The 17,663-nt window shown below is 53.1% G+C and carries 11 protein-coding genes; 1 reads left to right on the forward strand and 10 read right to left on the reverse strand.

All coding sequences use genetic code 11. The features are described 5' to 3' along the window. Nucleotides 1-21: 21 nt before the first annotated feature. The 7 genes from msrP to trxB all read right to left on the reverse strand — a co-directional run bounded on the left by msrP (nucleotide 22) and on the right by trxB (nucleotide 12,298). Nucleotides 22-990: a protein-methionine-sulfoxide reductase catalytic subunit MsrP gene (gene msrP, locus J4E05_RS14240; protein ID WP_349596709.1), complete on the reverse strand. Its 969-nt coding sequence runs from the start codon at nucleotides 988-990 to the stop codon at nucleotides 22-24. Between the two features lie 225 nt (nucleotides 991-1,215). Beyond that, complete coding sequence (locus J4E05_RS14245) at nucleotides 1,216-1,686, reverse strand: Dps family protein (protein WP_085588024.1); 471 nt, start codon at nucleotides 1,684-1,686, stop codon at nucleotides 1,216-1,218. 142 nt (nucleotides 1,687-1,828) lie between these two features. Continuing rightward, nucleotides 1,829-3,913 (reverse strand): elongation factor G, encoded by a 2,085-nt coding sequence (locus tag J4E05_RS14250; RefSeq protein WP_349596712.1) that lies wholly within the window; start codon nucleotides 3,911-3,913, stop codon nucleotides 1,829-1,831. Nucleotides 3,914-5,934: 2,021 nt separating this feature from the next. Continuing rightward, nucleotides 5,935-7,314, reverse strand: a complete 1,380-nt coding sequence (locus J4E05_RS14255; protein ID WP_349596715.1) for an adenylate/guanylate cyclase domain-containing protein — start codon at nucleotides 7,312-7,314, stop codon at nucleotides 5,935-5,937. A 358-nt stretch (nucleotides 7,315-7,672) separates the two neighbouring features. Further along, nucleotides 7,673-9,055 (reverse strand): adenylate/guanylate cyclase domain-containing protein, encoded by a 1,383-nt coding sequence (locus J4E05_RS14260; RefSeq protein WP_349596718.1) that lies wholly within the window; start codon nucleotides 9,053-9,055, stop codon nucleotides 7,673-7,675. 1,016 nt (nucleotides 9,056-10,071) lie between these two features. Then, on the reverse strand, nucleotides 10,072-10,980 hold the full coding sequence (locus tag J4E05_RS14265) for a LysR family transcriptional regulator (RefSeq protein ID WP_085588006.1): 909 nt from the start codon (nucleotides 10,978-10,980) through the stop codon (nucleotides 10,072-10,074). 367 nt (nucleotides 10,981-11,347) lie between these two features. Then, nucleotides 11,348-12,298, reverse strand: a complete 951-nt coding sequence (gene trxB / locus J4E05_RS14270) for a thioredoxin-disulfide reductase (RefSeq protein ID WP_349596721.1) — start codon at nucleotides 12,296-12,298, stop codon at nucleotides 11,348-11,350. A gap of 336 nt (nucleotides 12,299-12,634) precedes the next feature. Here trxB and J4E05_RS14275 point away from each other — a divergent pair, with 336 nt between their 5' ends. Further along, nucleotides 12,635-13,123, forward strand: coding sequence for an Lrp/AsnC family transcriptional regulator (locus J4E05_RS14275; RefSeq protein WP_085588002.1), 489 nt, complete (start codon nucleotides 12,635-12,637; stop codon nucleotides 13,121-13,123). A gap of 80 nt (nucleotides 13,124-13,203) precedes the next feature. Here the strand turns inward: J4E05_RS14275 and J4E05_RS14280 are convergent, their stop codons facing one another. The 3 genes from J4E05_RS14280 to carB all read right to left on the reverse strand — a co-directional run bounded on the left by J4E05_RS14280 (nucleotide 13,204) and on the right by carB (nucleotide 17,624). After that, complete coding sequence (locus J4E05_RS14280; protein WP_349596724.1) at nucleotides 13,204-13,716, reverse strand: GNAT family N-acetyltransferase; 513 nt, start codon at nucleotides 13,714-13,716, stop codon at nucleotides 13,204-13,206. 80 nt (nucleotides 13,717-13,796) lie between these two features. After that, nucleotides 13,797-14,270, reverse strand: a complete 474-nt coding sequence (greA, locus tag J4E05_RS14285; protein WP_085587996.1) for a transcription elongation factor GreA — start codon at nucleotides 14,268-14,270, stop codon at nucleotides 13,797-13,799. 111 nt (nucleotides 14,271-14,381) lie between these two features. Continuing rightward, entirely contained in the window at nucleotides 14,382-17,624 is a 3,243-nt protein-coding gene (carB, locus tag J4E05_RS14290; RefSeq protein WP_349596728.1) for a carbamoyl-phosphate synthase large subunit, read from the reverse strand. Nucleotides 17,625-17,663 lie beyond the last annotated feature (39 nt).

A 17,663-nucleotide genomic window follows, 5' to 3' on the forward strand; every position in this document is an offset into this window, starting at 1 on the left:
GTTTAAAACGCGAGCATGTGATTACATATACAGTTTTTGGTCGTCCATGCCCTTGTAAATGTCTGCGACATAGTCGGCATAGCCGTTAAACAGCTGGGTTGGTACTTCTTCCCCGTTCGACAATAACCGTTCCTGGGCCTGGCTCCAGCGGGGATGGGGAACCTTGGGGTTCACATTGGCCCAGAAACCATATTCGTTATCGGCAAGGCGTTCCCAATATCCGACCGGGCGTTCATCGGTGAAGGTGAACTTGACGATGGATTTAATGTTTTTAAACCCGTATTTCCAGGGGGTTACCAGGCGTAATGGCGCACCGTTCTGTTTGGGCAGGGGTTCGCCATAAAGGCCTGTTGCAATCATGGCAAGGTCGTTGGTGGCCTCGGCCATGGTCAGGCCTTCAACATAGGGCCACGGATACCAGAACTGTTTAAGGCCCGGCATGGTGTCTTCTTGCGACGCTGTTTCCATCCGGATGTATTTTGCCCCTGATGTGGGCTTGGCAAAAGCGACCAGGGCCTTCATCGGAAAACCGGTCCAGGGCACGGTCATCGCCCAGGCTTCCACACAACGGAACCGGTAAACCCGTTCTTCCAGCGGCATTTTACGGATCAGATCGTCAAAATCCATTTCCATTGGTTTTTCAACCATACCATCAATTTTAACAGTCCAGGGGGTAATCTTCATTGCCTGGGCGGCATCGGAAATGAATTTGTGCGATCCGAATTCGTAGAAGTTATTATAAGTGGTCGCCTTGGCCTTGGGGGTTATGGCGCGGTCCACGGTATAGGCATCGTTATGTTTGGCCGGGTACAGGTCGGCATTGGGGCCAGCAGCCTGGGCAAAGGCGCGCCCAGCCGGCAGGGATGCGGCGGCAGCACCAAGGGTACCTGCGGCAATGCCTTTGATGAAATTGCGGCGGTTGCGATAAATGGATTCCGGCGTCGCCGCGCTTTCCGGTAATTCCCAGCCGCGCTTGCGTTTGATCAGCATGTGGTTTTCTCCTGTTCACTACGAATGGCGTGCGCCGTGTGTGTTCTAGAATTCCGCCAAAAACCGATTTGGGCAAGTCACGCCTCGGTGAGGGGGTGGTGATGGATTTGTTTTTACCTTGTTTGATACGCAAAAAAACATATGTCCGATCACCAAAAACGGCCCTGCACATACAGGGCCGTCTGGTACATACCGGTTCGGTTTTGGTCCGCAGGAATGCTGAACTCAGCCTTCAAGCAGGGAACGCAACATCCATGCGGTTTTTTCGTGGATTTGAATGCGCTGGGTCAAAAGGTCGGCGGTGGCATCATCGTCGGCTTCGTCGCACAGCGGATAAAGGGCGCGTGCGGTTTTAATTACGGTTTCGTGGCCTTCAACCAGCTGCTTGATCATTTCCTTGGCGGCGGGAACGCCTTTTTCCTCGGGAATGGAGCTAAGTTCGGAATAGGCCGAAAAGCTGCCCGGCGCAAAAGCCCCCAGCGACCGGATGCGTTCAGCCAGTTCATCAACTGCCATCGCCAGTTCGGTATATTGCTGCTCGAACATGGTGTGCAGGGTCTGAAACATCGGCCCGGTCACGTTCCAGTGAAAGTTATGGGTTTTCAGATACAACGCATAGGAATCAGCCAAAACACGGCCAAGCCCCGATGCAATGTCGGTACGGTTCTGTTCGTTAATACCAATGTCAATTTGCATGATGCTCTCCTGGCACTAAAATCTGGCTTGCGCCAACGATGTTGTCTGTTGATGGCGTCATTATCCTTCAGAACAAAAGATAATGCCAATCAGTAGTTTAATGTTTGAAGATAGATCAAATCTATTACTGGTGCGGGGCGGGTCATGCCTGAATTGCCGTTTCGGCGGCTTTGCCTGAAAGTTCCTGCATATGTGAAAATTGCCGGGTGAAAAAACCGGTTCCCTGGCTGACGGATCGTAATTCCAAAATCATATCGCGGGTTTCGCAACTGGGCATACGCGCCTGTATTTCATCCCATCCCTGCCAGCCCGGCCGGGGGTTAAAGCCTAAAATCTGGCCCCGGCGGGTGCTGATCAGGCGCTGGGTCCTTGATGTGCATTCGCTTGGTACGACAAAGGTTACCTCGTCAACAGGTTCAAGCAACAAGGTGCCAGCCTGTTTTAAGCCATCGCTAATGGCAAGGCGTCCGGCCATTTGAAATGCCTGATCGGAACTATCCACGGCATGAAACGCCCCGTCGGTTACGGTCACGTGCAAATCGGTTACTGGAAACCCCAGGGGGCCGGTGCGTAATCCATCGAGAATGCCCTTTTGTATTGCATTAATATATTGCCGGGGAATTGCCCCGCCAACAATGGCATCGGTAAAGTCAAAGCCGCTGCCACGGGGAAGCGGGCGGACCGAAATTTTAACATCGCCAAACTGGCCGTGCCCGCCACTTTGTTTTTTGTATCGCCCATGGGCATTAAAACCCGACCGGATTGTTTCTTCAAAGCCGGTGGCAACGGCGGTGGTGCCAATATCAAGATGATAGCGTTCGCCAAGCTGGCCTAAAACCATTTGCAAATGGATGTCACCCTGGCCTTGTAAAATAACCTGGCCGGTGCGGTCGTGATGGTAAACCGACAGGGATCGGTCCTGTTCGCAGATATAGCGCAGGGCCTCGGTCAGCTTTACATCATCACCGGGTTTGTTTACGACCAGTGCCAGTTGGTAAAGGGGCGGTAACGGGGCGGGCCATAAATCGGCGGGGGTGCTGTCGTGGTTGCCAAGCAGCATTCCCGTACGGGCGTGGTTCATGCGGGGTAAACCCACAATGCTGCCGGTGGGGGCGCTGTCGACTTTGTCGTGGCGGCTGCCAAAAAGGGTGCAAATGCCGTTGGCATGATCGTTTAATAACGACTCGCCGTTCCTGAGCATACCTGACAAAACCCGCCCCACGCAAAACCGCCCTTCATGAGGCAGATGAAATGTCTTGAAAATCTGGATGGCGGGGGTATCCCGGGTTGGGTCAATTCCCAGTCGATACGCCGCAATATCGGGTGCAGGTGCTTCGTGGCGCAGGGCTTTTAGCAGGCGCCGAATTCCCCTGTCACGTTCGGCGGCGCCGAAAAACACCGGTACAATCAGGTCGTTGGCCAGATCCCGGCCCAGGCTGGCATAAATTTCGCTGTTAGCCGGCGTTTGGTCTTCCAGAATTTGTTCCAGCAAGGTGTCGTCAAAATCGGCCAGTTGTTCAAGCAGGGCATCGCGGGCGGTGTTTTCGTCGGTTTTAGCAGGGCCGGGCAGGGCGATCAGGCGGGATGGCGTACCATCGTCGTGATATTCATAGGCCCGTTCGGATACCAGATCGACAAAGCCGGTAATCGTGTCATTATCGGCATCGTCGCGGATCGGTATTTCGCGTAAGACCAGAGGGCGGGTTGTCAGGTCTTGCAGGGCGTTTAAACTGTTGCGAATACGGCTGTTGGCAGTGTCTGTTTTGTTGATAAAAATCAGATGTGGAATGCGATTATAGTCCAGAAATTGCAGGATTGGCGCTGCCGTTATCATTTTATCGGGGGCCGCTTCCACCACGACAATGGCAACATCGCACACCATTACCGCGTCCCGGCTGTCCTGGGCAAAATCAACCGATCCGGGACAATCGATAAAGTGCCATTCTTCCTGTAAATAGCTGGCTTTAACGATGGTTGGTTCCGTGCTCATCTGGTGGTTGCGGGCATCAACGCTGCTGTCGGCAACGGTGGTGCCATCGCGGATCGACCCTTTACGATGCAAGCTGCCGGTTGCCAGCAGCAAACTTTCCAGCAGGCTGCTTTTACCCGACGAATAAGGGCCGACAATGGCAGCACATCTAGGCGCATGAAGGTGGGGCGGTTGGGCCCCCTCCGGGCTTGGTTTGTCAGGGCTGTTCGGGGTGGTGGTTTGGGATGACGGGGGCACGGGCTTCTCCTTTTTGCGGGTTCGCATCAGGTGATTTCTGTTTCATGCCGAAAGTCAGGTGAAGCCACAAAAGGATGGTACAAAGCTGGCAGGGGGCAGCGCCTGACATGTGTTCTATCCGCCGGGTCGGTTATAAAGACAGGAGCATGGCGGTGTTGACGGTGATCAGGTGATACTGCAGGTCAAAGGGGCTTTTAATCACCGGTTTTGTTATGTTATGGTAATACAAAAGCAACAGCATTTCCATTTTTAGCTTTGCGGGCGAATGCCATATTAAAGCCTTAATTCGCCTTGGAATTGCCATAACCGGCCTGCTTTCCAGCCTTAATCATCTGTCAGGTTCAACATTGTCAGCGGCAAATGGTCGGAACATTCTGTCCCCCCTCAATCGTCTCCGGCTTGCTCTCTTCGTCCCCCCGTACGAGAGCCTGAATGCCAAAAGCTGACAAAGGTCTCCCCAAGACCATTAGACCCCAAAATGGGGGCGGGCATTCCCCGCCCTCTTTTTTTTTTGAGGTAATGACGGGGTTTCATAACAATTTGGATTTTGTTCATAATGCCTTAATCTGCCCTGAAATTGCCTTATGTGGCAGGTTTTCATGCCGTATTTGAGCGGCATATTTTTACTTGTCGAACGCAGCATCAATTGGCGATGCGCCCCTCCCTCGTAATTCGCCAAGGCCTGACATCGTTGTCCCCAACAACGCTCTGCACCCCACAGGCCCCTGCATATCGCGTTCGACTGGTCTCCCCAAGGCCATCTGTCCCCCAAAAAAGCGAGCCAGGTTCCCCCGACCTGTCTCGTTTTTTGTTTTCCGGTCACCTGTAGGCTGATTGGTGATGTGACATAATTTCGACTTAAATTGACACGAAATGGCCCCGACTGGCCGAATTTCCTGCCGCAATCTGTCGGCATATTCCTACTTGTCGGACGCGATGACATCCGGTGCGGTGCCTCCCTCACCAACCACCGGTGACCTGATGTTTGTTCCCCCAACAACATCGCTCCCAAGGTCAAAAATTCCGCGTTCGCATGGTCTCCCCAAGACCATCTGTCCCCAAGAAAAGGCGAAGCAGGTCCCCCACCTGCTTCGCTTTTCTTTTACGCGGGGGCGTTATGCAGGGCCGTCGGAAAAAGGGAGATGACGGCTTTCCAGGGCTGAAATGATTTTGCATCGGCAAGGGGCGCCTGTTTTGGTCAAAGCGCATAACGTTGCGGGGGAATGCTGGAGTCCTTGCGTTTGGTGCGCCTTTATGTCGCGTCGTGCTATGCACAACTTGCCCGGATACCGACATCTCGGCCAGGGACAGCCAAACAGGAATGTTTCACGATAGATTTAAACTGAAAACATATCCTTGGGGATAATTGCGATAAGCCAAATTTCAAATGGGGCACAAAGTTGCCGCAAAAGGGCATGAAATGGCCCAAAGCGCCCGGTTTTCCTGCCGTATTCACAGGGCATATTCATCTTTATCGAACACGATGTACCGGTGCGGTGCCCTCCCTCACCAACCACCGGAACCGGAATACCACCCCCCTGATGGTATTCACCCCCACGGTTATTTCCGTGTTTGGTATTGGTCTCCCCAAGACCATCTGTCCCCCAACGGGGTGGGTTCCCCTGACCCACCCCGTTTTCTTTGCCAAAATCACATATTTTTCAATGGTCTGGAATGTGGCAGCTTTGGGCTGAAAATGACGCGAAATGGCCTTTTGGCGATAAATTTCCCGCCCCATTTTGCCGGCATATTCATACCTGTCAGCAACGCATGGCCGATGTGGTGCCCCTCCCTCACCATCAATCGGCATCTGCCCAATCAGCCGTTCCCCCAACGGTTTTCATTCTGGCAGATCGTAAAGCGTGCTGACCGGTCTCCCCAAGACCATCTGTCCCCTGACGGGGTGGGTTCCCCCGACCCACCCCGTTTTCTTTTTTGTGCTTTTGTGGCGAAATCGCGATTTGTACAGGAACAGGCAGTGCTGGAACCGGGTTACAGGGACCAGATGAAACCCGCTTTGTTTATGATGTGGTTATTCCCGACGGGACAGGTTGAAATGCGACATCAAGGCTGCGGTAATCGGTGCTAAAAATTGGTGTGGGCTGGCTGCGGCCCCGCACCGTTACGTCACCACGCGGGGTCCAGCGAGGCGCATCGGGTGTTGTTTGGCAGCAGGCCATTGTCGTCTCGGATACAAGGATATAGGTGCCAAACTGCTTGTTCAGGGGTTCCAGCCGGGCGGCGATATTTACTGTGTCGCCGTGAACCGTGAATGTCAGCCTGTTTTCCGATCCGATGGCACCGACATTGATGTCGCCGGTATTAATGCCGCAGCGGGTTTTAAGTTTGCCGCCATGGCAAAAGGTTGTGGTTTCGCACAGGCGTTGAATTTCAAGGGCTGTTTTGACAGCATTTTGCCCATGATCGGCATCGGGTTTGACCGCGTTAAATGTGATCAGCATGGCGTCGCCCTGAAACTGGGTAATCACACCGCCAAACTTTTCAATCACGGCACTGGTGGCGCCGAAATAATCGTTAAGCATATGGGCAAGTTCGGCAGGGTTCAGGGATTCGGATACGGTTGAAAAACCTTCGATATCGGTAAACATGACCGTGGCATTTACAGCTTCCCCATCGCCCGGGCGAATTTGATGTTCGGAAAGGGTTATTCTGTCTGCAACCTCGCGCGATACAAACCGTGACAGGTCCTGTGCGGCGATTTCCTCGCTGACGGCGCGTTTAAACGACCGTTGTGCGCGCAAAACCGCGATCGCCAATACCCCGGAAACCATCACAATGGAAATGATCTTGTCGATCTCGGCCCCGATCAAAATCGAATTGGATGTAAGATAGGTGACGTAATCGCGGGTGATCATGCTTTGGCCACCCTTGCTTTGCACGGCATACAAAACCAGTACCAGCCAGCCGGTTGCGGCACCCGCACCTGCAAGCAAAATATAGCGTGGATCAAACCGCAGCGCGCGCAACGCGATAAAGATGAACACATACATTATCGTCGGTGCCTTCAGATAAAAGCTGGCAGGCTGATCATTCTGGATGTGCGAACTCCAGATCAATATCATCAGCAAGGTAATATCCGCGATGACCGAAAGGGTCAGTACCGCGGCGGGCAGACGAACGCGATAAGACAGGGCAAGGCGGATAAAGGTAAACAGGAAATACAGCGCCAGGGCCCAGGGCAGGGGCTGTATGCCGTCATGCAGGTTTGTTTTGGGGGCCACGACATATAGTGTGCCAAATATCGTTACCAGTAAAAGCTGCACCCAGCCAATCAGCTGTTCGCTATCGCTTTGCTGGCGGGCAATCGCATTGCTGACCCGTTCTGGCAGGCTGTTTTTTGATGTCTTGCCAAATAGAAATTCGGCGATGTTGTTCGTCATATTATATTCCCATCCCATTCCATCCCACCTGAAATATCGGCACATAGTGATTGGTCTTGTACGTCGTGCCAAGTCTGACATTGATACAAATGTGCAGGGCTATGTGTCCCACAGGTGCAAATCACGGTATGCCGGAAAAAATCGACACCGCCACAGCATGCATGGGGCGATGACGTCGCCCCTGTTGCTATGTCGGGATTGTTTCAGCCTGACACAGGATAGACGAGCGGAAGGATTGGAGGGATTGGGGTGCTGAGATGCCAGATCGCCAGTGCCTGTTCAAATTTTGCACGGTGATGTAGGGCCGGTTGGCCGTTGTATCATCAGGTAAGTGACCTGGTATGCAGGGCTAAGGGATTTATGATGTGGTAACGCCGGACAGATTTGGGGCGAAAACACCCCCATATTCACGGTAATCGGTGCTGAAAATCGGGGTCGGCTGGCTGCGCCCCCTGACCGTAACGTCGCCGCGCTGGCTCCAGCGCGTGTTGCTTGATGCACTATTGCCGCAATGGGCCAGTGTCGCTTCGGTCGCAAGGATATAGGTGCCAAACTGTTTGTTTAGCGGTTCCAGCCGGGCAGCAATATTTACCGTGTCGCCGTGAACCGTAAATGTCAGCCTGTTTTCCGATCCGATGGCGCCGACAATAATGTCGCCGGTATTGATGCCGCAGCGGGTTTTAAGTTTGCCGCCATGGCAAAAGGTTGTGGTTTCGCACAGGCGTTGAATTTCAAGGGCTGTATTAATGGCGTTTTGTCCATGATTGGCATCGGGTTTGACCGCGTTAAATGTAATTAGCATGGCGTCGCCCTGAAACTGGGTGATCACCCCGCCAAACTTTTCAATCACGGCACTGGTGGCGCCGAAATAATCGTTAAGCATATGGGCAAGTTCGGTTGGGCTCAGGGTTTCTGATACGGTTGAAAAACCTTCGATATCGGTAAACATGACCGTGGCATTTACCGCTTCCCCGTCGCCCGGGCGAATTTGATGTTCGGAATGGGTTATTCTGTCTGCGACCTCGCGCGATACAAACCGTGATAGATCCTGTGCGGCGATTTCTTCGCTTACGGCGCGCTTAAACGACCGTTGCGCCCGCAAAACCGCGATCGCCAATACCCCCGAAACCATCACAATTGAAATGATCTTGTCGATCTCGGCCCCGATCAAAATTGAATTGGATGTCAGATAGGTGACGTAATTACGGGTAATCATGCTGTGGCCGCCCTCGCTCCACAGCACATATAAAACCAGTACCAGCCAGCCAATGGCGGCTGTCGCGCCCGCCAGCAAAATATAGCGCGGGTCAAACCGCAGGGTGCGCAAGGCAATGAAAATGAACACATACATCATTGTCGGTGCCTTCAGATAAAAGCTGGCAGGTTGCATATACTGGATATGAAAGCTCCAGATCAGCACCATCAGCAAACTGATATCGGCAACCACCGACAGGGTTAAAACCGGGGCAGGCAACAAAATACGGTAAGACAGGGCAAGGCGGGTAAACGTAAACAGGAAATAAAGTGCCAACGCCCACGGTACAGGGTGGAAACCGTCGCTCATGGCGGTTTTCGGGGCGACGGCATAAAGTGTACCAAATATCGTCACCAGTAAAAGCTGTACCCAGCCAATCAGCTGTTCGCTATCGCGTTGCTGGCGCGTAATGGCGTCGCTGACCCGTTCGGGCAAGCTGCTTTCCGGGGCTCTGCCAAACAGGAATTCGCCAATGTTATGCTTCATAATTGTGCCCTGTCCATGTGCGACGCCATAGTGATCGGTCTTGCTGCGCCTGCCAAGTCAGACATTTACACAGACGGTCACGCTTGCGTGTCATAAGGTGCGTGGCAAAACATGGCGGATCATGGGAAGCGCTGGATAAAAGGGCTATTAGGAAGGTAAGTAAAATCCGGACAAAAAAAAGCCGGGCAACAAATGTGCCCGGCAAGTTTATCAGGGAGGCTTCACGTCTGGGAGACGTAGGACCCCTCTCGGGGCCCTGGGTAAGCCGGGCAGGGCGCCCGGCTAAGACCGAAAAACGGTCAGGGAGAAAACTCTGTACCGCGGTGCGGCGTTCACCGCTGCGGTTCGATTGAGAAAATAGCGATTTACCGGGCGAATACCACTGTCAAATTGCTTTTTCTGCCATGCGTAAAACGCATATTTCTTGTATAGGTTCCCGAAATAGTTCAAGTCATTGAAAATAAATAAAACTTATGGGGGTGGGTGCTGACTTTCCGACAATGTTTCAAAAGTTCCAGTGGCATCACGCATTTGTGTCCATTACCGAAACAAAAAAAACGGCAGCCTTTGGGGGCTGCCGGGAGTCTCAACAGGGAGGCTTTTACGTCTGGGAGACGCGGAATCACTAGGACTCCAGACCAAATGACGTTTTGGTCAGACGCCCCGAAACGGGGATCGAAAAAGATGAAAAAAAGCATCGGTGTTGTGATTAACAACAACCATAAATGCAAATATAGGCATCTGATTTTTCGTTTAAAAATAGAAAAGATACAATTCAACCATGCGTAGGGCGCATGGCAAAAAAGTGTCAGTAAAATGAAGCTATTATGACGCGGCGAGATGATGTTGTGTGCAGTGCGGCGGGGTGTTCGCATTGCAAATGCGATAATCCGGCTTTTGTCAAAACCTGGCAGATAAACCCGGTGTTGTTTTGCAGCTATAAAACAACCCCCGCCAAACAGGTTTGACGGGGGCATAAGGTGTTTGGTGCAAAATGTCGCCTGTGGCGCGTTGCTTCAGGCGTTGGCCGCCAGCCGTGCCTTTACTTCGCTGATTTTGTCGATCAGGAAGTCGCGGAAAACACCGATTCGTTTGCTATGGCGCAATTCTTCGGGATACACGAAATAGGCATCAAAACTTGGCCCTTCAAGTTCGGGAAGGATTCGGACCAGTGTGCTATCTGCCGGTACCAGATAATCTGGCAGGGCCGAAATCCCCAGGCCCGATTCGGTGGCCCGGTAGATGCCATAAATATTGTTCAGTTTCAGAATTGGCCGCATGTCGGGTTTGAATTGCAGCGCGGCGTTCATCATCCAGTTAACGTTCGACACCGGCGGCCTTGCGTCTTCGCCATAGATGATCAGGCGATGATCTTTAAGGTCTTCGGGTTTTTTCGGCATGCCGTGCGCCTTGATATAGTCGGGCGAGGCAAAGATATGATAGCGCAATGTCATCAACTGGCGCTGAACCAGATCGGCCTGGCGGGGCGGCTGCATACGAATGGCAACATCGGCCTCGCGCATGGCAAGGTCGAGTTCTTCATCATTCAAAACCATCGACAATTCAATTTCCGGGTAACGCTCCAGAAATTCATTGATCCGTGGTGTTAGCCAGATCGACCCGAAGGCAACGGTCGTGGTAATTTTAAGGGGGCCAGACGGACGTTCTTTCGATTCGCGAATCCGCGCTTCGGCCATTGACAGTTTCGCAAACACATCATGTGCCGTGCGATACAGCAATTCACCCTGTTCGGTTAAAATAAGACCGCGCGCATGGCGGTGAAATAGCGGCACCTTCACACTTTCTTCAAGTGCGCTGATTTGCCTGCTAACCGCAGACTGGCTTAGATTCAGGTTTTCACCTGCGTGTGTAAAACTTCCTGCCTCGGCCACAGCGTGAAAGACACGCAGCTTGTCCCAATCCATTGACCTGCTCCTTTGTCACCATCGTTTGGTCGGCACGATGGTCCCCTGATTGCATTCCGTTTTTAAAAGCATTTGGTTTCCAGCTGGTTAACCGAAACTATTTGTTGCTTTTACAAGGCCGTCATCAAAGTAATATGAGGGCTTGTGTAGGGAGTGCAAGCAAGCATTCACGTTTGCAGCATTTTATCACGGCCCGCATTGATGAAAATACCGTGATATTTATCGCCAAATTGCATGTAATCATGCCGTTTTTGCCGGTTTTCGGGGCGTTAGCGCATTGCAACGCAAAAAGGCCAAAGACAGTTTCCCGTCCTTGGCCTTTTAATTAAAGTGCGCCTGTTGTGATCCTGTCCACAACAGGGGACGATTATTCGCCTTGTTCGGCCAGAAATTTTTCTGCTTCAAGGGCGGCCATGCAGCCCATGCCCGCCGCCGTTACCGCCTGACGGTAAATTTTGTCGGTCACATCGCCTGCGGCATAGACACCGGCAATATTGGTGCGCGTGGTGCCGGGCTGAACCAGCACATAGTTTTCGTCATCCATATCGATTTGGCCCTGGAACACCTTGGTTGCCGGGTCATGGCCAATGGCAACAAAGAAACCGTCACACGGGATATCAAGGGTTTCGCCCGATTTGACATTGCGAACCTTGACGGCTTCAACCCCATCCATCGGGCCGTCACCGCCGAGGATATCCTCGATCACGCTGTCCCAGACCACTTCGATCTTTTCGTGTTTGAACAGGCGGTCCTGCAGCATTTTTTCGGCGCGCAATTCACCGCGGCGATGGATCAGGGTGACCTTGCTGCAAATACCGGCCAGATACAGGGCTTCTTCGACGGCAGTGTTACCGCCCCCGACCACCGTGACCGGTTTGTTGCGATAAAAGAAACCATCGCAGGTGGCACAGGCCGAAACGCCGCGCCCGTTGAATTTTTCCTCGCCGGGCAGGCCCAGCCAGCGTGCCTGTGCGCCGGTCGATATGATAACGCTATCGGCGATATAGGTGGCACCGGAATCGCCCTTGCAGACAAAGGGACGCTTGGAAAAATCAACGTCGGTGATCAGGTCGTGGACCATCGTTGTGCCAACATGTTCAGCCTGGGCTTTCATCTGGTCCATCAGCCACGGGCCCTGAATGACGTCGGCAAAGCCGGGGTAGTTTTCAACATCGGTGGTAATGGTAAGCTGACCGCCGGGTTGCAGGCCCATCACCATCATGGGCGCAAGATTGGCGCGTGCAGCATAAATTGCAGCGGTATAGCCAGCCGGGCCAGACCCGATGATAAGGACGTTAACGTGGTGTTCCTGGGCCATATGAGATTCGCCATTGCCAGATGTTGTGAAACAATAATCGGGATTGGGGAACGAACATATGGATGAAGGCGGAGTTGTGCAACAGGCGGAACACGCCAGTTGACCATTTTTCAGTACAATAACGAGAATGGCAGACATGCATTCATAGTGAGCCTTCAGCCCAAAAGTGTGCCGCAGGTTTTTTTTCCACCAAAACGTTATTATTTTCGTGCGTGACAGCTGCTTTACGTTTGCGGAAAGTTGCAAAATTTGCCCGAATATATTATTGCCAGCCTTTGGCCCCGCTGTAATATTGTTTCGTTCGGGGTGGTATCAGCGCACAGAATCGAGGAATAGATGCAACGGGTCAAACTCGACAGGATCGACCGCAGAATTTTGCGCGATCTACAGGAAGATGGCCGGATGACCAATGTTGAGCTGGCGCGCCGTGCCGGTATTTCGGCGCCTCCCTGTTTGCGCCGCGTGCGTGCGCTTGAGGAAGCCGGGTTCATCCAGGGTTACCACGCCGATGTCGATGCACAGGCGCTGGGCTATAATGTGACGGTGTTTGCTTTGGTTGGTCTTTCCAGCCAGGCCGAGCATGATTTGCGCGCATTTGAAAAACGCGCCACTGACTGGCCCGAAGTGCGCGAATGCCACATGGTGGCGGGTGATATGGATTTTCTGTTGAAAATCGTTTCGCACAGCTGGGATGAATATCAGAAATTTTTGACGACCGAACTGACTGTGGCTGAAAATGTAAACCACGTGAAATCAGCCTTATCGATTCGTACCGCCAAAAGCCAGCCCGGCGTGCCGATTGATGTGGACGTCGAAGACCAATAAGGGGTGTTTTGAACAGACATTGCCCCGTGTGTACCCCGTCAGGAAATGAACTGACGGGGTTTGTTTTGTCTGCTGTTGTTTTAAGATACCAGATCTGACGATGTTTCAAGGTCGGTGCCATGGGCCAGCGCGGTCAGAACCTCGCCATCGATTTCATATTGCACGGCGCCGGAATTACGCGCACCAAGGCGCTGATAAAACCGGCAAGCGGCCTCGTTGCCAAGCAAAACACTCCACCAGATCGAAACATAACCGCGTTCCAGCGCCAGTGTCGCCAGCGCGGCCATAAGCTGTTTGCCGACTTTGGCAGATCGAAAGTCTGGCACAACATACAGCTCGGTCATCCATAAACCCGGCAGGGAATGGTCCGGGTTGTAGAACGGTTGAAAAATGGTTTGTCCGACCGGATGTTCCCCGTCAAATGCGATCAGGCTTTCGATCAGGGGGCGGGGGCCAAACATCATTTGTTCAATGCTGTGGGTGCTGTGCGGCGGGTTGTCGTAGTCGAGTTCGACATGCAGCTTATTTGACATGTCGGCCACACTGGCACAGTCCGTTAATGTCGCCAGGCGGATATCAAACATTTTAGTCATGGAATTATCAGGTCCTATAAACGAAAAATGGCCCGATGCAAAACACCGGGCCATTCAGCTTTGATCATAACGAAATCGGATCAGGCAAAATTGACCGCAAGGATTTCGTAAGATTTGGTGCCGCCAGGAACACTGACTTCGATTGAATCACCAACAGCCTTGCCAATCAGCGCACGGCCAATTGGTGACGTGGTTGAAATACGGCCTTTATTGATGTCAGCCTCAATCGGGCCAACAATCTGATAGGTCGTTTCACCATCGGTATCTTCATCAACCAGGCGAACAGTCGCCCCGAATTTGACAATCGACCCGGCCAGCGACGGCACGTCGATGACTTCGGCGCGGCTCAGAACATCTTCAAGTTCGGCAATGCGCCCTTCGGAGAAGCTTTGGCGTTCGCGTGCCGCATGATATTCGGCATTTTCCGACAAATCGCCATGTTCGCGTGCTTCGGCAATCGCCTTGATGATTTCAAGGCGTTCAACCGATTTACGGTGTCTCAGTTCTTCTTCGAGGCGCTGATGCCCTTGCGGGGTCATTGGTACTTTTTCCATCGCGCTCACAGCCTATTCGTTACAAGTCGACATTACAAAATCAACCGCCCGGCCTGGACCGCCGGGCGGTTTAAACTCGTTTACTGCCGGTTACGGTTTTTGCCGTAAACCTTAGTATTCATCCCCAAGATAAGCCTGAACGGGCTGCACTGCAAGCGCTCCGCGTTTCAGGTTGTCGATGGCCCGCAAGGTTGCACGGGCACCGGCAATGGTGGTGTAGTAAGGGATATCATTGGTCAGCGCTGTGCGACGGATCGAAAAACTGTCGACCACAGCCTGTTTGCTTTCCGTGGTGTTAAACACCAGGTTGATATCGCCGTTCTTCATCATATCCACAATATGGGGACGACCTTCCTGTACCTTATTGACCGGGGTAACGTCCAGCCCTTCTTTTTCAAGTGTATCGGCGGTGCCGCGTGTGGCCACAATCGAAAAGCCCAGGGCAATGGCTTCGCGTGCCAGCTCAACTACAGCGGGTTTGTCGTGGTTCTTGACCGAGATAAAGATTTTACCTGACAGCGGCAGGTCGTGGCCCGCAGCCATCTGCGCCTTGGCAAAGGCACGGCCAAAATCGGTATCAAGCCCCATGACTTCACCGGTTGAACGCATTTCCGGCCCAAGCAGGGTGTCAACGCCGGGGAAACGGTTAAACGGCAGGACCGCTTCTTTAACCGCGATATGCTTGAACGGGCCGGGGTTAAGTTTGAAATCCCCCAGTTTTTCGCCCGCCATGATCCGCGCGCCGATTTTGGCAATCGGATTGCCAGTGGCCTTGGCAACAAACGGTACGGTACGCGAGGCCCGCGGGTTTACCTCGATCAGGTAAATCACGTCGCCCTTGATCGCATACTGAACATTCATCAGACCCACAACGTTCAGGGCCTTTGCCAGTTGAACCGTCTGGGCTTTCAGCCGGTCAATCATGTCCTGCCCCAGCGAATAGGGCGGCAGTGAACAGGCCGAATCCCCTGAATGGATACCGGCTTCTTCAATATGCTGCATGATCCCGGCGACAAAAACGTTTTCGCCGTCAGAAACCGCATCGGCATCAATTTCGATGGCATCCTGAAGGAAGCTGTCGATCAGAACCGGGCTTTTGCCCGAAACCTGCACGGCTTCGGCCATGTAACGCAGCAAATCTTCGGTGGTATGCACAATTTCCATTGCCCGGCCCCCCAAAACATAGCTGGGGCGGATGACAACCGGATAACCGATATTTTCGGCAATCGCGATGGCCTGGTCAACCGACCGGGCAATGCCGTTTGCAGGCTGTTTTAAGCCCAGCTTGTTGATCAGTTCCTGGAACCGGTCACGGTCTTCGGCAAGGTCGATGCTATCGGGGCTGGTGCCCAAAATCGGGATGCCTGCTGTTTCAAGCGCAGCCGAGAGTTTCAGCGGGGTTTGCCCGCCATACTGCACAATCACACCCATCAGCTCGCCTTTGCTTTGTTCAAGCTGGCACAGCTCGATCACGTCTTCGGCGGTTAACGGTTCGAAATACAGGCGGTCGGAGGTGTCATAGTCGGTTGAAACCGTTTCGGGGTTACAGTTAACCATGATCGCTTCGATGCCAACTTCGCGCAGGGCATAGGCGGCGTGAACGCAGCAATAATCAAACTCGATACCCTGGCCGATCCGGTTCGGGCCACCACCAAGAATGATGACCTTTTTACGGTCGGTCACTTCGGCTTCGTTTTCCGCATCAAAGAAGCCATCCCCTTCATACATCGAATACATATATGACGTGCGTGACGGGAATTCGGCAGCACAGGTATCAATGCGCTTGTAAACCGGACGTAAATTCAGGCCATGGCGAATGGCGCGAACCTCTTCTTCTTCCATACCGGCCAGTTCGGCCATGCGGGCATCGGAAAAGCCAAGTTTTTTAAGGCGCAGCAATGCGTGTTTGTCGCGCGGGATGCCGTTTGCACGAATTTTTTCTTCTTCGTCTACCAGCATTTCCAGCTGGCGCAGATACCACGGGTCAAATTTGGTTGCCGACTGGATTTCTTCCAGCGTCAGGCCATGACGAAAGGCCTGTGCGGCATAAAGAATGCGGAACGGCACAGGCTGGGTCAGCTTTGCGCGGATCGCAGCTTTGTCCGGTGCGCCTTCGATTTTAACTTCATTGAGGCCGGTCAGGCCGGTTTCCATCGACCGCAGGCCTTTTTGCAGGCTTTCGGCAAAGGAACCGCCAATCGACATGGCTTCGCCAACCGATTTCATCGCGGTGCCCAAAAGGGCCTGTGCGCCGGGGAATTTTTCAAAGGTAAAGCGCGGGATCTTGGTTACGACGTAATCGATGGTCGGCTCGAACGAGGCCGGGGTAACACCGGTAATGTCGTTATCAAGCTCGTCAAGCGTATAGCCAACGGCGAGTTTGGCGGCAATTTTGGCAATCGGGAAACCGGTTGCCTTTGATGCCAGTGCCGAGGACCGCGACACACGCGGGTTCATTTCAATAACAATCAGGCGGCCATCATCGGGGTTAACCGCGAACTGCACGTTCGACCCGCCGGTATCAACACCAATTTCGCGCAGCACCGCAAGCGATGCGTCGCGCATGATCTGGTATTCCTTGTCTGTCAGGGTCAGGGCCGGGGCGACGGTAATGGAATCGCCGGTATGAATGCCCATCGGATCGACGTTTTCAATCGCACAAATGATAATGCAGTTATCCGCATGGTCGCGAACAACTTCCATTTCATATTCTTTCCAACCCAGAATGCTTTCTTCAATCAGCACTTCGTGGCTGGGTGAAATCGCCAGGCCGTTGCGAACAATCTGTTCAAATTCTTCGCGGTTATAGGCAATGCCGCCGCCTTCGCCGCCCAGGGTATAGCTGGGGCGAATAATGGCGGGAAGGCCGGTATGGCTAACCGCTTCAAGCGCTTCTTCATAGGTGCGCACCATTGCCGAACGGGCACTTTCCAGGCCGATCTTGTCCATGGCGTCGCGAAACAAAAGCCGGTCTTCAGCTTTGCGGATCACGTCTTTTTTCGCGCCGATCATTTCAACGCCGTATTTTTCCAGCGTGCCATCATCCGACAGGGACAACGCGGTGTTCAGCGCCGTTTGCCCGCCCATGGTCGGCAACAGCACGTCGGGGCGTTCTTTTTCAATGATCTTGGCGACCATTTCCGGGGTGATCGGCTCGATATAGGTGGCATCGGCCAGGTCCGGGTCCGTCATGATCGTGGCCGGGTTCGAATTGACCAGAATAACGCGGTAACCCTCTTCCTTCAAAGCCTTGCAGGCCTGGGCGCCGGAATAGTCAAATTCGCAAGCCTGACCAATGACAATCGGGCCGGCACCTATGATAAGGATCGATTTGATGTCTGTACGTTTCGGCATGTCTTTTTCCGCTTTTGGCGTGGCGGCGGCACGTTCGGG

Source organism: Thalassospira sp. NFXS8 (assembly GCF_040148805.1).
Classification (GTDB): domain Bacteria; phylum Pseudomonadota; class Alphaproteobacteria; order Rhodospirillales; family Thalassospiraceae; genus Thalassospira.

Bases quoted from the DNA above. Each gene is read 5' to 3' on its own strand.
- J4E05_RS14275 (WP_085588002.1), top strand. From the start codon at position 12,635: ATGCAACGGGTCAAACTCGACAGGATCGACCGCAGAATTTTGCGCGAT.
- greA (WP_085587996.1), bottom strand. From the start codon at position 14,270: ATGGAAAAAGTACCAATGACCCCGCAAGGGCATCAGCGCCTCGAAGAA.
- J4E05_RS14255 (WP_349596715.1), bottom strand. From the start codon at position 7,314: ATGACGAACAACATCGCCGAATTTCTATTTGGCAAGACATCAAAAAAC.
- J4E05_RS14265 (WP_085588006.1), bottom strand. From the start codon at position 10,980: ATGGATTGGGACAAGCTGCGTGTCTTTCACGCTGTGGCCGAGGCAGGA.
- J4E05_RS14245 (WP_085588024.1), bottom strand. From the start codon at position 1,686: ATGCAAATTGACATTGGTATTAACGAACAGAACCGTACCGACATTGCA.
- carB (WP_349596728.1), bottom strand. From the start codon at position 17,624: ATGCCGAAACGTACAGACATCAAATCGATCCTTATCATAGGTGCCGGC.
- J4E05_RS14280 (WP_349596724.1), bottom strand. From the start codon at position 13,716: ATGACTAAAATGTTTGATATCCGCCTGGCGACATTAACGGACTGTGCC.
- trxB (WP_349596721.1), bottom strand. From the start codon at position 12,298: ATGGCCCAGGAACACCACGTTAACGTCCTTATCATCGGGTCTGGCCCG.
- J4E05_RS14260 (WP_349596718.1), bottom strand. From the start codon at position 9,055: ATGAAGCATAACATTGGCGAATTCCTGTTTGGCAGAGCCCCGGAAAGC.
- msrP (WP_349596709.1), bottom strand. From the start codon at position 990: ATGCTGATCAAACGCAAGCGCGGCTGGGAATTACCGGAAAGCGCGGCG.